This window comes from Synechococcus sp. BA-124 BA4 (genome assembly GCF_034931165.1).
Genome location: NZ_JAYGIA010000114.1, coordinates 1 through 13,608, shown reverse-complemented (window position 1 = coordinate 13,608; position 13,608 = coordinate 1). Strand labels below are relative to the sequence as shown.

13 protein-coding genes are annotated in these 13,608 nt (G+C 68.1%); 1 reads left to right on the top strand and 12 read right to left on the bottom strand.

What is annotated here, in order from left to right:
• From VB734_RS13925 to VB734_RS13915, 3 genes are all read right to left on the bottom strand, one after another.
• On the bottom strand, positions 1-1,010 hold a 1,010-nt coding region (locus VB734_RS13925), incomplete at its 3' end, for an asparagine synthase-related protein (protein ID WP_323243549.1).
• Entirely contained in the window at positions 1,007-1,936 is a 930-nt protein-coding gene (locus VB734_RS13920) for a glycosyltransferase family 8 protein (protein ID WP_323243548.1), read from the bottom strand. The genes VB734_RS13920 and VB734_RS13925, both read right to left, overlap by 4 nt.
• Before the next feature lie 49 nt (positions 1,937-1,985).
• Complete coding sequence (locus VB734_RS13915; RefSeq protein ID WP_323243547.1) at positions 1,986-3,905, bottom strand: ABC transporter ATP-binding protein; 1,920 nt, start codon at positions 3,903-3,905, stop codon at positions 1,986-1,988.
• Positions 3,906-4,150: 245 nt separating this feature from the next.
• Here VB734_RS13915 and VB734_RS13910 point away from each other — a divergent pair, with 245 nt between their 5' ends.
• Positions 4,151-5,284 (top strand): TIGR03790 family protein, encoded by a 1,134-nt coding sequence (locus VB734_RS13910; RefSeq protein ID WP_323243546.1) that lies wholly within the window; start codon positions 4,151-4,153, stop codon positions 5,282-5,284.
• Here the strand turns inward: VB734_RS13910 and galE are convergent.
• From galE to VB734_RS13865, 9 genes are all read right to left on the bottom strand, one after another.
• Positions 5,238-6,284 (bottom strand): UDP-glucose 4-epimerase GalE, encoded by a 1,047-nt coding sequence (gene galE / locus VB734_RS13905; RefSeq protein WP_323243545.1) that lies wholly within the window; start codon positions 6,282-6,284, stop codon positions 5,238-5,240. The genes VB734_RS13910 and galE overlap by 47 nt on opposite strands.
• Positions 6,281-7,249: a GDP-L-fucose synthase gene (locus tag VB734_RS13900; protein WP_323243544.1), complete on the bottom strand. Its 969-nt coding sequence runs from the start codon at positions 7,247-7,249 to the stop codon at positions 6,281-6,283. The genes galE and VB734_RS13900 overlap by 4 nt, the downstream gene beginning before the upstream one ends.
• A gap of 130 nt (positions 7,250-7,379) precedes the next feature.
• On the bottom strand, positions 7,380-8,504 hold the full coding sequence (gene gmd / locus VB734_RS13895; protein ID WP_323243543.1) for a GDP-mannose 4,6-dehydratase: 1,125 nt from the start codon (positions 8,502-8,504) through the stop codon (positions 7,380-7,382).
• A gap of 309 nt (positions 8,505-8,813) precedes the next feature.
• Positions 8,814-9,542 (bottom strand): Bax inhibitor-1 family protein, encoded by a 729-nt coding sequence (locus tag VB734_RS13890; protein WP_323243542.1) that lies wholly within the window; start codon positions 9,540-9,542, stop codon positions 8,814-8,816.
• Positions 9,543-9,646: 104 nt separating this feature from the next.
• Positions 9,647-10,153, bottom strand: coding sequence for an FUSC family protein (locus VB734_RS13885; protein ID WP_323243541.1), 507 nt, complete (start codon positions 10,151-10,153; stop codon positions 9,647-9,649).
• Positions 10,150-11,118: a PhoH family protein gene (locus tag VB734_RS13880; protein WP_323243550.1), complete on the bottom strand. Its 969-nt coding sequence runs from the start codon at positions 11,116-11,118 to the stop codon at positions 10,150-10,152. Before VB734_RS13880 ends, VB734_RS13885 begins: the two co-directional genes overlap by 4 nt.
• A gap of 44 nt (positions 11,119-11,162) precedes the next feature.
• Positions 11,163-11,588, bottom strand: a complete 426-nt coding sequence (rpsP, locus tag VB734_RS13875) for a 30S ribosomal protein S16 (RefSeq protein ID WP_323243540.1) — start codon at positions 11,586-11,588, stop codon at positions 11,163-11,165.
• 46 nt (positions 11,589-11,634) lie between these two features.
• Complete coding sequence (gene ffh, locus VB734_RS13870; RefSeq protein ID WP_323243539.1) at positions 11,635-13,101, bottom strand: signal recognition particle protein; 1,467 nt, start codon at positions 13,099-13,101, stop codon at positions 11,635-11,637.
• On the bottom strand, positions 13,101-13,608 hold a 508-nt coding region (locus VB734_RS13865), incomplete at its 5' end, for an ARC6/PARC6 family protein (protein WP_323243538.1). The genes VB734_RS13865 and ffh, both read right to left, overlap by 1 nt.

Below are 13,608 nucleotides of genomic sequence, written 5' to 3'. Positions count from 1 at the left end.
CGCCGGCCCCGGCCCTCGGCCACCAGCTCGGCGGCCAGCGGTGGCGCCAGGTGGTTCAGCTCCTCGGCGGAGAAACTGGGGTGCCGGTTCAGTTTCATCCTCCAGAACCGGCCCAGGGCGACGTCGGGGGCCAGGGAGGCGAAGCGGCCCAGCCAGCCGCGGTCGAAGTAGTAGGAACGGGCGAATTCCCCCAGGGTGCCGACGAAGAACGTGGCCTCGGCGGGGATGTCGGCCTTGAGGGGATAGAGGAAGGTGTGCCAGTGCCAGGCGGTCTTGGTGCCGTTGGTGACGCTGGAGATGGTGCGCGCGTGGGCGAAGACGTCGTCGAGCTCCAGGCTGATCAGCTGGTGGGGCAGATCGAAGCGCTCGGCCATGCGGCGGGCCACCTGGACATCGGTCGCCTCCTCCCGCCCCATCGTGATCAGATGGGGCCGCAGGCCCTGGCGCAGCATCGACGCCAGGATCACCCGCGAATCGAATCCGCCCGACAGGGACAGGTAGGGGTTGTCCCCCGCCAGCCGCAGGACCGCGTCGTTGAGAGCGTCGACGGCGGCGTCGGGGTCGGGGGGGGCCGGCGGAATGCGGTCAAGGACCGCGACGGAGTGGAGGGAGACCCTGCCCTCGGTGAAGTGGAGGACGCTGCCGGGGGGCACCCGGCGGATCGCCGGGTGGAGGGTCTGGTTGTCGGTCAGGTTCTCCAGCTGGCAGAGATCGCCGAGGGCCTGCCAGTTCCAGCGCCAGGCGAGGCCGCTGCGGTGCAGGATCTCGGCCACCCGGTCGCCGTGGAAGAGGCGGCCGTCGTGCTCCAGGACGTAGTAGTGCGTCGCCCCCACCGGCGAGGTGACCACCGTCACGTCGCCGGCGTTGGTCTCGATCACCAGCGCATACTCCCCCTCGGTCGCGGCCAGGGCGCGGCTGCCCTGGCGCAGGAAGCGTCCGAGCAGATCGGCTTCGGTGCTGTCGGCGTAGCCGATGCAGGTGAGCCGGTGGTCGCCGATCTGGATGGTCATCGGTGGCGCGGGACCAGCCTGCCGAGCATCGCCTTGCCGGCCCGCTTGACCCGTGACCGCAGCCGCCCGAACCGATCGCCCGGGGGGGTGTTGGGGGTGCCCTCCAGGGGCAGGTGGCCCCAGGGGGTCTGCTGGCGGATCTCCAGGTAGCGCTGGCGCCAGGGATGGGTGCAGCGATGGTGCCAGGGCTTGGCCACGCCCGAGCCCGCGAAGTGGATCACGGCGGGATTCGCCCGGGCCAGTTCCGCCTGCCGGCCCAGGGGGGTGCCGGCAGCGGTGTAGTCGGGGTGCATCCAGAGGTGGGGCAGGGCGTTGAAGCGCCAGTCGAGCGGAAGCCAGCGGGCCTCGAGCAGGGAGTTGAGCACGTCCTGATCCCAGTGCTTGATCCGCTCGGGATGGGTGCGGGCGAACTCCAGCCCGTTGGCCAGGATGTTCTCCCGGCGCCAGCGGCCCAGATCGATCAGCATCGCCCCGGCATTGAAGACCAGGGAGCCCTCCGCCAGACCAAGGCGGTTGCGGTCGAACTCCTGGTTGTGTTCCTCCACCGCACCGATGCTGTTCCCCTCCAGGGGTGACTCCCAGAGCTCCCGCAGGGCGTCAACCACGATCAGGTCGGAATCCAGATAGAGAACCTTCTCCACCGCATGGGGCAGCGCCGCCGGCAGCAGCAGCCGGAAATAGGTGGCCAGGCTGATGTGGCCGAAGACGGGAAAACCCGCGAGCATCTGCTCATCGAGCTGCAGGAAGGAAACTGAAGGCAGAAACTCACCGAGATAGGCCGCCAGCCGTGCCCGTTCCGCGGCATCGATGACACCGTGGAGAATATAGACACTGAGGCTTTCGGTGGGGTTGGAGAGCTGCAGGGACTTCAGCATCACGGCGCAGTGCCGGATGTAGTTGTTGTCGATCGTGCAGGCAATGATCATGAGAAGGATTCGTGGTCTTGCAGGGTCGGTCCGGGGAGTGGGAAAGCCATCAGACGGAGGCTGCCGACAGGGGCGTCTGATGGGGATGTTTGGATTGGTCACTCCAGAGTCTGGCGTAGAGACCCTCCTGGGCCAGCAGCTCATGGTGACGGCCCCGTTCGATGATCCTTCCCTCGGAAAGCACACAGATCACGTCGGCATTGACAATCGTACTGAGACGGTGGGCGATCACCAGAACGGTGTGCTGGCGCTCGAACTGTTCGATCGCCTGTTGCACCAGCCGTTCGCTCTGGCTGTCAAGGGCGCTGGTGGCCTCATCCAGGATCAGCAGTTCTGGTCGGCGCAGGATCGCTCTGGCCAGGGAGATTCTCTGGCGCTGGCCGCCGCTGAGACGGTAACCCCGTTCGCCGATCTTGGTGTCGTAGCCCTCGGGAAGGTCGGCGATGAAGCGAGAAGCCTGGGCCTTGGCGGCCGCCTCCATGATGTCGTCCATGGAGGCGTTCTCGACGCCGAAGCCGATGTTGCTGGCGATGCTGGCGTTGAACAGGAAGGTGTCCTGGCTGACCACCCCCAGCCGCTGCTGCCAGCTGGCCAGATTGATCGACCGCATGTCGATTCCGTCGATGAGGATCCGGCCGCCGGTGGGTTCGTAGAGGCCGACCAGCAGATCGGCGATGGAGCTCTTGCCCGCGCCGCTGGAGCCGACCAGGGCCACCGTCTGGCCGCGGCCGATGGTCAGCTGGATGGAGGCAAGGGCCTCCGGCAGATCGGGGCTGTAGCGCAACGAGACAGCATCCAGTTGGATGCTCTCCCTGAGCGCCGTGAACGGCGCACCGCCGGTGCGGACGAAGTCCTTGTCGTCATCGCGCAGGATCTGGTTGAGCCGCTCCACATTGGCGCTGTTGGCCGCATAGCCCGTGGCCAGGCCCGTGAGCGTGCCGACCCTCTGGTTGAGTCTCTGGAGGGCGATGATGAAGGTCACCAGGCTGGGCAGGACGCCGCTGCTGCGGTCCTTGAACACCAACAGACTGAGCGCCGCGATGATGGCGATCGAAATGATCGGCAGCATGTTGGAAATCGGCTGCACAATGTTGGAAAGCTTGCTCTGCCGGATCGACAGGCGCTTGCTTTCGCCGAGCAGGGCCTTCAGTTTCTTTCTGGAACTTTCCAGCTGGCCGGTGCTGTGCAGCAGCCGCAGACCCTGGATCTGTTCGTTCTGATGGCTGGACAGTTCGACGCCCACCTTCTGCTGCTCCCGTGAATTCCTGCGGATCCGCGGCAGCAGCACTTTCTGGATGGACTGCATCACGCTGGCCATGGCGAAGGCCACCAGCAGAAGCCATGGGGAGATGGCCACCAGGATGGCCAGGTAGATGATCAGCTGCAGGCTGTTCATCAACAGCCCGTTGGCCAGGTTGATCTCCTTCTGAACGGTGCTGCCGCCGGAGCCGACATAATTCAGCAGGTCGCCGACCCGATACCGGCTGGCACAGCCGAAGGTCAGGGAGAGGACCCGATCATTCAGTTTGGCGGTGATTTCGGTGCCCATCCGGGCCCCCATCACGGCGGTGCTGACGCTGTTGACGTAACTGGTGGCCGCCATCAGGGCCTGCAGGGCCACAGCGGTGGCCAGGAGCAGGATGAAGATGCCGTCGCGGCCGGAGCGGGTGCTGAGGGTGCTGTTCAGCCAGTCCTGAAGCCAGGGAAGCTGGTTCAGGGATCCGAGGACGGAAATCTTGCTCCAGTCACTGTTCTCGGGAGCACTGATCAGGCTGACGGAAAGGAAGATGATCCCGAGGGTGGCGCCCTCACTGAGGCTGGCGACCAGGCTGGTGGAGAAGTTGAGCGCCAGAAGCTTCCAGTACTTCTTCGCTGATTGCCGGATCAGACGGGCTGCGGGCCGCTGGTCGGTGAGGGGGGCGAGCAGGGGGCTGGGGAGTCGTCTGGCGATGCGGTGGAGAAGCGGCATCAACGGCGAGGCGGAAGGGGTCGGGAAACGGCTGGGGAATCGGGGCTGCGGCGGGGTGCCGATTCCGGTCGGGGAGCCGCCTCCGGGTCACGCGGCGGGAGTCTGGTTCTGAGGCTGGCCTCAACCTGGCGGACCAGGGGATCGGGATGGCAACGATCTGGCACGCCGGCGGACTCAAATCTAGGCCGCCACCGGAGTCCTGCATGGCGTTGGGCTGGTTCTACGATCGCCCTACCGAATTCGCCATGGCCCCTCCTCCGCCACGTGCGTGGCGCCGCCGGCTGACCGTGGCGGTGGCGTTGCTGTTGCCGCTGGCCCTGGCGGCCAGTGGCGGCCCCTGGAGCGGGAGACGGTCCATCGGCGCCGGGCCACCCTCCCGCGGCCCCCTCGACCATCGCCATCTGGCGATCCTCATCAATGCCGCCGATCCCCTCAGCGAGACCATCGGCCAGCTGTACCAGGCGGCCCGGCTGATCCCCCCGGACCAGGTGATCCGGGTGCGCTTTCCGCCCGGGGACACCTCCTTGGACCCCGGGCTGTTCCGCCGCATCAAGGCCAGCGTTGACAGGCAGACCCCAGCCCATGTCCAGGTCTATGCCCTGGCCTGGGCGGCCCCGTACCGGGTCGGCTGCCAGTCGATCACCAGCGCCTTCAGCTTCGGCCTCGATCCGCGCTTCTGCGCCAGCGGTTGCCGCACCACCGCCCTGAGCCCCCTGTTTGCCCGCGGTGACGTGCGCCGTCCCTGGGATCAGCTGCGGGTGCGGCCCAGCATGATGCTGGCGGCCACCAGCGCGGCGACGGCCAGGCGCCTGATCCAGCAGGGCGTGGCCTCGGACGGCACCGCCCCGCCGGGGACGGCCTATCTGCTGAGCACCAGCGATGCCCGGCGCAACCGACGGGCCGCCGGCTACGACCGGGTCATGGCGGCCATCGGCTCCCGCCTGCGGGTGCGGATCGTCGTGGGCGACACCCTGGTGGGGGCCCGGGACGTGATGGCCTACGTCACGGGGCTGGCCTTCCCCGTGGGCCTGCGCACCAACCGCTTCCGGCCCGGGGCCGTCGCCGATCACCTCACCTCCTTCGGGGGGCAGCTGACCGACAGCCCGCAGATGAGTGCGCTCCGCTGGCTCGAGGCCGGCGCCACCGGCAGCTACGGCACCGTGGTGGAACCGTGCAGTTTCCCGGCCAAGTTTCCTGATCCCGGCCTGCTGCTCACCTATTACCTCCGCGGCGACACCCTGATCGAGAGCTACTGGCGCAGCGTGGCCATGCCCGGCCAGGGGGTCTTCATCGGCGAGCCCCTGGCCAGGCCCTGGCCGGTGGACGGTGGACTCAGCCCTGGTGACGCCGCAGGTGCCAGGCCCAGGCGTGCTCGATGATCGTTTCCAGCTCCGGGAAGCGGGGCCGCCAGCCGAGTTCCTGGTGGGCCCGGGTGGCCCCGGCCACCAGCTGGGGAGGGTCACCGTCCCGGCGCTTGGCCACATGGGCCAGCAGGCCGCGGCCGGTCACGGCCTTGGCGGTCTCGATCACCTGCTGGACCGAGTAGCCGGTGCCGTTGCCGAGGTTGTAGATCAGCGGTCGGCGCTCGGTCTCCTCCCGTTCCCGCAGACGCAGCAGCCGCTCCAGCCCCAGGACGTGGGCATCGGCCAGGTCGGCCACGTGGATGTAATCGCGAATGCAGGTGCCGTCCGGGGTGGGGTAGTCGTCGCCGAAGATCTGCAGGTAGGGCTCCCGACCGCTCATGGTGTCGAGCACCCGCGGGATCAGGTGGGTCTCCGGGTTGTGATCCTCCCCCAGGTCGCCGTCGGGGTCGGCACCGGCGGCATTGAAGTAGCGGAAGATGACGCTGGGCAGGCCGTAGGCCGCCGCGAAGTCGGTGAGCAGCTGCTCCACCATCCACTTGCTGCGGCCGTAGGGATTGATCGGGGCCTGGGGGTGGTCCTCGGTGATCGGCACCTGCTGGGGAATGCCGTAGGTGGCGCAGGTGGAGGAGAACACGATCGGCAACGGCCGCTCGGTGGCCACCAGGGCCTCCAGCAGGGTGAGGGTGTCCCCCAGGTTGTTGCGGTAGTACTTGGCCGGATCGGTCACCGATTCGCCCACATAGGCGTAGGCGGCGAAGTGGAGCACCGCCTCGATCGGCTTGCCCTCCAGGGCGGTGCCGTCCAAGGTGGGATGGCGGCCGCGCAGCAGGGGTTCGAGCACCTCACGGTCGCCCACCTGGCCCAGCACCAGCGGCACCTTGAGGGTCTTCTCGACGATGTCGGCATGGCCGTAGACCAGGTTGTCGAGCACCACGGGCTGGTGCCCCGCCCGGCTGAGGGCCCGGACGGCGTGGCTGCCGATGTAGCCGGCGCCGCCGGTGACGAGGATCCTCACAGCCGCACCTCGGCGCCGCTGGCCCGCTCGCTGACGAATTCCGCCACGGTGCGCCTGAGCCCCTCCTCCAGGGGGATCGCCGCCCGCCAGCCCAGGGCGGCCAGACGGCTGACATCCAGGAGTTTGCGGGGGGTGCCGTCCGGCTTGGAGGTGTCCCAGGCGATCCGACCGCGGAACCCGACGGCGTCCGCCACCATCGTGGCCAGCTGCTGGATGCTCACCTCCGATCCGGTGCCGACGTTGATGTGCTGCAGGTCGTCGTTGCCCGGTTGCCAGTGGCGCAGACAGAACAGGGCCGCCGAAGCCAGATCGTCGACATGCAGAAGCTCCCGAAGGGGCCGGCCGCTGCCCCAGCAGACCACCTCCTCGTCGCCGGACTCCCGGGCCTCCTGGAAGCGGCGGATCAGGCCGGGCAGCACATGGCTGTTGGTGGGGTGGTAGTTGTCGCCGGGGCCATAGAGGTTGGTGGGCATCAGGCTGATGGCGTCAAAGCCGTGCTGCAGCCGCAGGGCACGACAGAGCTGGATGCCGGTGATCTTGGCGATCGCGTACCACTCGTTGGTGGGCTCCAGGGGCCCCCCGAGCAGGGACTCCTCCCGGATCGGCTGTTCGGCCCTCTTGGGATAGATGCAGCTGCTGCCGAGGAACAGCAGGCGGCGGGTGCCCTGCCGCCAGGCGTTCTCGATCACGTTCTGCTGGATCTTGAGGTTGTCGAGCAGAAAGTCGGCGGGGTAGGTGGAATTGGCCAGGATTCCCCCGACGCGCGCCGCCGCCAGCACCACCACATCGGGACGCTGGTCGGCGAACCAGGCCGCCACGGCGGGGCCGTCCATCAGGTCAAGGTCGGAGCGGCTGACCGTGAGCAGATGCTGATAGCCCTCGGCCTGCAGGCGTCGGGCGATGGCCGATCCGGCCATGCCGCGGTGGCCTGCGACGAAGATCCGGTCGTTGGGGGAGATCAACATGGGGGAGTCGTCAGGGCCCCGCGCTCCAGGGCGGTGGTGAGAATCGGGTCGCAGGGCGTCGTTTGGGCGCAGGTCCGCCTTGACGGAAACGGGGCAGCGCCTTGACCATAGCGGCGTTTCACGGCCCGTTTCACGGAGCGACCGTGACCCCGACCTGGGGGGGATTCTCCATTGAGCCGACGACGGTGAACCCCTCGCGCCGCAGGGTGGCCTCTTTGGCGGCCTCCTCCTTGTCGGTGGCCACCATCTCCGCCACCAGTTCCTCCAGGGTGGTGGTGGGCGTCCATCCCAGCCGCTCCCGGGCCCGGGTGGGATCCCCCAGCAGGGTCTCCACCTCCGCCGGCCGGAAGTAGCGCCGATCGATGCGCACAACGGTGGCGCCGGTGTCACGCCGGGCGCCCGTCTCCTCAACGCCGCTGCCGCTCCAGACGATGCCGCCCCAGCCCAGTTCCTCGGCGGTGAGCTCAATGAAGCGGCGCACCGACTCCTGCCGCCCCGTGGCGATCACGAAGTCCTCGGGTTGCTCCTGCTGCAGCATCCGCCACTGCATCTCCACGTAATCCCGGGCGTGGCCCCAGTCCCGCAGGGAGTCCAGGTTGCCCATGAACAGGCCCTGATCCAGACCGGCATCAATGCGGGCCAGGCCCCGGGTGATCTTGCGCGTGACGAAGGTCTCCCCCCGCCGGGGGCTTTCGTGGTTGAAGAGGATGCCGTTGCAGGCGTACATCCCGTAGGCCTCGCGGTAGTTGACCGTGATCCAGTAGGCGTAGAGCTTGGCTACGCCATAGGGACTGCGTGGATAGAAGGGAGTGGTTTCCTTCTGGGGAATCTCCTGCACCAGTCCATAGAGTTCGCTGGTGCTGGCCTGGTAGATGCGGGTCTTGTCGGTCAGGCCCAGGATGCGGACGGCTTCCAGAATCCGCAGGGTGCCGAGGGCATCGGAGTTGGCCGTGTATTCGGGACTTTCGAAACTCACGGCCACGTGGCTCTGGGCCCCGAGGTTGTAGATCTCGTCCGGCTGGATCTGCTGAACGATCCTGATCAGATTGGTGGAATCCGTCAGATCGCCGTAGTGCAGAACCAGGCGGGGATTCTGTTCGTGGGGATCCTGGTAGAGGTGGTCGATCCTGTCGGTGTTGAAGCTGCTGGCTCGCCGTTTGATCCCATGCACCACATACCCTTTCTCCAGGAGCAACTCCGCCAGGTAGGAACCGTCCTGACCGGTGATCCCGGTGATCAGAGCCGTTTTGGTCATGGGGTTTCCGTTGTGTTCAGAAGGTGATGGGGCCACGCCTGCCGAGCAGCAGCGCAGGTTGCCCCTGGTGTGGTGCCAGGCCTGCCTGGGCCGGCTGGAATCGGTTGGAGCTTAGCCGGGCGCTCGCGGTCCGTCCCCCGCTGGGACGCCGGGCCTCTGCAAGGACCGTGTGCGGAGGTGGGCAGGGCGGGAGATTGTGCTGACCGGCGCCGATGGATCGCGACAAAAAAAGATGGACCCATCCTGAACGGAGAGGCCCATGGGGAAGGCTTGGCTGACGAGAACGATCAATGCCTGGTCTCGACGGCCTCAATCCCGGCGACCGCCACCCTGCAGGGCGATGATCAGGCGCAGGATGAAGATGAAGAGGTTGATGTAGGTGAGGTACATGCCCAGGGCGCCGGCCAGGTACTGGTCGTCGCTGTAGGTGCGGGGCATGGTGTAAAAGTCGACGAAGGCGGCACCTACAAACAGGACGGTGCCGAAGCCGGCGATCATCAACTCGAAGCCATTGCCGCCGAAGCCGGGGATGAAGATCCCACCCACCAGCTGCACCACCATGGCGATCAGCAGGCCGACGATGCCCAGGCCCACCACCCCGCTGAGGGCCTGGCCGAGGTTGTCGCTCATGTTGCGGCCCACCACCGAGGCGATCACGAAGGTGATGCCGGTGGCCAGGGCGGCGGTGCCGATCGCTCCGATGCCGGCGGTGCCGATGGCCATCGCCACGATCCCGCTCAAGGTGAAGCCGGTGATCAGGCTGTAGGTGGCCAGGATCGGCAGGGCGGTGCCGTTGTTGCCTTTCATGGCCGCGTTCTGGGCCACGAAGAAGAGGATGAAGTTGCCGATCAACGCCACCCAGAACAGGGGCATGAAGATCGGGTTGCCGATCATCGACAGGCCACCGACCACGCCGGCAGCGGTGAGCACCATGCCCCCGCCCACATAGGGAAGGGCCTTGTTGACCACATTGGGCCCGATCAGGGCGCTGGACTGGGCCTCGCGGATGGCTTCCTGAAAGTTGCTTCTGGCCGGCATGGCGCTGGCATTTCAAACTCAATCCATCTTGCCAGCGGCCCCAGGCCTGCGGCAGGGGCGCCGGTTCGGATCTCCCCATGCGGGGCCCCTTGTGCGGACTGGCTTCAGGCCTCGTCCAGGGGCTGGCGCCGCGATCCGGGCCAGAGCCACACCGCCAGCAGCGCCACGCCCGTGCCGATGCAGGATTCCAGGAAGCGCAGCAGGGCGTTCACACCCGGACTCAGGGCCGGATCCAGGCTGCCGGTGACCATCACGACGATCACCGTGATCGCCGCCAGACGGCCGTGGCTGGGGACATTGATCGCCGCGCAGATCATCACCGTGGCGAAGATTGCCAGGGCCATGCCCAGGGGGTGAAAGGGCAGCAGCGTCAGGTACACCGCGCTGGTGATGGCGCCGATCGCCGACCCCAGAATCCGCAGCGAGGCCGAGGAGGCCGCATCCTTGCGGGTGACCTGGGTGACGACGACGGCGGAGATCGCTGACCAGAGCCCGCCGATCTTCGGCAGGTAGCCGGGAAACAGGCTCGTGAACCAGAAGCCCAGGGAGTAGGCCACCAGGGCGGCCACCGCGATCTGGGCGGGGATGCGCAGCCGTTCGGCCCTGTTCATTGTTCCGATCGGGCAGGGGAGGCCTCGGTCCGCTTCCTGGCTGGAGGGGCCGGCGGGCGGGCATCGCGGCGGGCGTAGGCCTGCACCAGCCGCTGCACCAGCGGGTGACGCACCACGTCGGCATCGGAGAAGTGGCAGATCGCCACCCCTTCAACCCCGGCCAGCACCTGCTCCGCCTCCACCAGGCCGCTCAGCTGGCCCGGCGGCAGGTCGATCTGGGTGGTGTCACCGGTCACGACCATGCGGGAGTTCTCCCCCAGCCGGGTGAGCACCATGCGCATCTGGGCGCAGGTGGTGTTCTGGGCCTCGTCGAGGATCACGAAGGCATCGGCCAGGGTGCGGCCGCGCATGAAGGCCAGCGGGGCCACCTCGATCACCCCCTTCTCCAGGAGCTGGGTGGTGCGCTCCTGTCCAAGCAGCCCGTGCAGGGCGTCGTAGAGGGGACGCAGATAGGGATCCACCTTCTGCTGCAGATCACCGGGCAGGAAGCCGAGCCGCTCGCCGGCTTCCACCGCCGGCCGCGTCAGGACGAGCCGCTCCACCTTGCGCTCCTGCAGCATCCGAACGGCCAGGATCGTGGCCAGGAAGGTCTTGCCGGTGCCGGCAGGCCCGATCGCCAGGGTCAGGTCGTGGCGTTCGATCGCCTCGACATAGCTGTTCTGCCGCAGGGTGCGGGGACGCAGGGGCCGACCGGTGACGCTGGTGGCCAGCACCTGGAGCCCCATGCTGCGGTGCTGGTCGGAGCGCCCTGTGTCCAGGGCTGTCAGGGCCGCCTGGATGTCCACCGGGCCGATGGGCTCGCCCCGTGTCCACAGCGGCTCGAGCAGCTGGATCAGGGCCTGCAGACGCTCCACCTGGGAGGTGCGGCCCCGGATCTGAAGATCGAGACCCCTCAGGACAATCTGGGCGCCCGTCAGGGCTTCAAGCCGCCGCAGGGAGGTGCTGTCCGTGCCGGCCAAGGCGATGGCGGCGGCGCTGTCGGGCAGGGCGAACGTGGAGGAGAGTTCGCTCAGGCCTCGGCGGTGGCAGGTTCGGCGTCGGCGGCAGCGGCCGCTTCTGCTGCGGCGGCGGCCTCAGCGGCCTGCTTGGCGGCCTCGGCTTCCTTGGCGGCGGCGGCTTCCTTGACCGCAGCAGCGGCGGCCTCTTCACGGGCCGCAGCCTGCTTGAGCTTGCCGACGGTCTCGGCCGGACGGGTGGTCTTCTCGATCAGGCCGCCCTTCTCGAGCAGGCTGCGCACGGTGTCGGTGGGCTGGGCTCCCTGGCCCAGGCGGACACGGATGGCCTCGGCGTCGAGGCGGGTTTCCTTGGTGCGGGGGTTGTAGAAGCCCAGTTCCTCGAGCGGACGGCCGTCGCGGCGGGAGGTGCTGTTGGTGGCCACCAGACGGAAACTCGCTTCCCGTTTCTTGCCGAACCGCTTCAGCCGGAGCTTGATCATCTGGAAAAGGGTGCTCGAAATGCAGCCCCCAATCCTACAGGCCGGCTCAGAGCTGGCCGAAACCCTTGCGCTTCTTGGCGGGCTTGGGAGGTTTGCGGGGCTGGCCGCCGCCACGGCCACCGGGGCCGCCCATGCCCGGCATGCCACCCATCCCAGGCATCCCCGGCATTCCGCCCATCCCTGGCATGCCGCCCATGCCCGGCATTCCCGGCATTCCTCCGCGGGTCATCTGCTGCATGAAGCCGCGCATCTTCTGGAAGTCAGCGAGCACCTTGTCCACATCCGCCGGGGTGTGGCCGCTGCCGGCGGCGATACGGCGGCGGCGGGAGGGCTGGGCGGCGAGCAGTTCGGGCTGGCGGCGTTCGGCCTCGGTCATCGAGCCGATCATGGCCTCGATGCGCTTCAGCTGGCTCTCCCCCTGGCGGAGCATGCCGTCATCGATCTTGTTCATGCCGGGGATCAGCTTCATCAGCCCGCCGAGGGAGCCCATGCGCTTGATCAGGCGCATCTGCTGCACGAAATCGGAGAAATCGAAGCTGGCTTCCTGCAGCTTGCGCTGCATCTTCTCCACATCGGCCAGCTCCACCTCCTTGGTGGCCTTCTCCACCAGGGTCAGCACATCGCCCATGCCCAGGATCCGGCTGGCCATCCGTTCCGGGTGGAACGGCTGCAGGGCCTCCACCTTCTCGCCGGTGCCGATGAACTTGATCGGGGCGCCGCTCACCTTGCGGATCGACAGCGCCGCCCCACCGCGGGAATCGCCGTCCAGCTTGGTGAGCACGGCGCCGGTGATGCCCACCTGCTCGTGGAAGGCCCGGGTCAGATCAGCCGCTTCCTGGCCGATCATCGAATCCACCACCAGCAGCACCTCATCCGGGGCCGCCGCCTCCCGGATCCGCACCATCTCCTCCATCATCGCGGTGTCGATCTGGAGGCGGCCGGCGGTGTCCACCAGGACGGTGTCGAAGCCCTCGTCCCGTCCCTTGGCCACGCCGGCGGCAGCGATGGCCTCCGGCGCGGCGTCGCTGCCCAGGCTGAACACCTCCACGCCGATCTGGCGGCCCAGGGTCTGGAGCTGGTCGATGGCGGCCGGCCGGTAGACGTCGGCGGCCACCAGCAGGGCGCGCCGGCCCTGCTCCTTGAGGTGCAGGCCCAGCTTGGCGGTGGCGGTGGTCTTGCCGGCCCCCTGCAGGCCGGCCATCAGGATGACGGTGGGCCCCTCCGCGGCCCGGGCCAGGGGGGCATTGGCGCCGCCCATGGTCTCGACGAGCTGTGCATGTACCAGCTGGATGAACTGCTGGTCCGGGCTCACCCCGCGCACCACTTCGGCGCCGACGGCCTTGCGCCGCACCTCCTCGATGAACTCCTTCACCACCGGCAGGCTGACGTCGGCCTCCAGCAGGGCCCGCCTCACATCGCGGAGGGCGCCATCGACGTTCGTCTCCGAGATGGCAGCCTGGCCCCGCAGTCCCTTGACCGCGTCTTCAAAGCGCTGGGAGAGTTCGTCGAACATCAGTTGAGGGATTGGGTGGCCACCAGGCGCCAGCTGTCGCCGTCGCGTCCGAATACATAACCATTGCGCAGCTCCATCGGCGCCGTGGTCTCCACCATCTTGCCGTCCTTATCGAGGCGCCGGTCGCTGTAGCGGAGCCGGGCGACGGCGACGATTCGCCGCGGCCCGCTTTCGGAGAGGGTCAGGTCGGTGATCCGAACGTCCAGCCGCTGGGTCTGGCCCAGGGCGGCATCCGTGCGGCGCTCCCTGGCGAGCAGCTCGACCGGCCCTTCCCGGGCGATGCGATCCAGACCCTTGGGCATGGGCTCACCGGCCAGCACATCGGCCTTGACCGTCAGCCAGTTCTCGAGCAGCCGTCGGACCTGGGCCGCATCTGGACGGGGGGTGGTGAGGGGCGTGAGGTCCTGGCCGATCACCGGCCCGGGGGAGGCCGCCGGGGCGGCTGCCGGGGGTTTGGCGGGCGGAGCCGGCAGCGGAGCCGGGGGCGGTGGCGGCGATGGTGCACCC

Coding starts and splice junctions, on each gene's coding strand:
- VB734_RS13920 (WP_323243548.1), bottom strand. CDS start 1,936: ATGATCATTGCCTGCACGATCGACAACAACTACATCCGGCACTGCGCC.
- VB734_RS13915 (WP_323243547.1), bottom strand. CDS start 3,905: ATGCCGCTTCTCCACCGCATCGCCAGACGACTCCCCAGCCCCCTGCTC.
- VB734_RS13910 (WP_323243546.1), top strand. CDS start 4,151: ATGGCCCCTCCTCCGCCACGTGCGTGGCGCCGCCGGCTGACCGTGGCG.
- VB734_RS13900 (WP_323243544.1), bottom strand. CDS start 7,249: ATGTTGATCTCCCCCAACGACCGGATCTTCGTCGCAGGCCACCGCGGC.
- gmd (WP_323243543.1), bottom strand. CDS start 8,504: ATGACCAAAACGGCTCTGATCACCGGGATCACCGGTCAGGACGGTTCC.
- VB734_RS13890 (WP_323243542.1), bottom strand. CDS start 9,542: ATGCCGGCCAGAAGCAACTTTCAGGAAGCCATCCGCGAGGCCCAGTCC.
- VB734_RS13885 (WP_323243541.1), bottom strand. CDS start 10,153: ATGAACAGGGCCGAACGGCTGCGCATCCCCGCCCAGATCGCGGTGGCC.
- rpsP (WP_323243540.1), bottom strand. CDS start 11,588: ATGATCAAGCTCCGGCTGAAGCGGTTCGGCAAGAAACGGGAAGCGAGT.
- ffh (WP_323243539.1), bottom strand. CDS start 13,101: ATGTTCGACGAACTCTCCCAGCGCTTTGAAGACGCGGTCAAGGGACTG.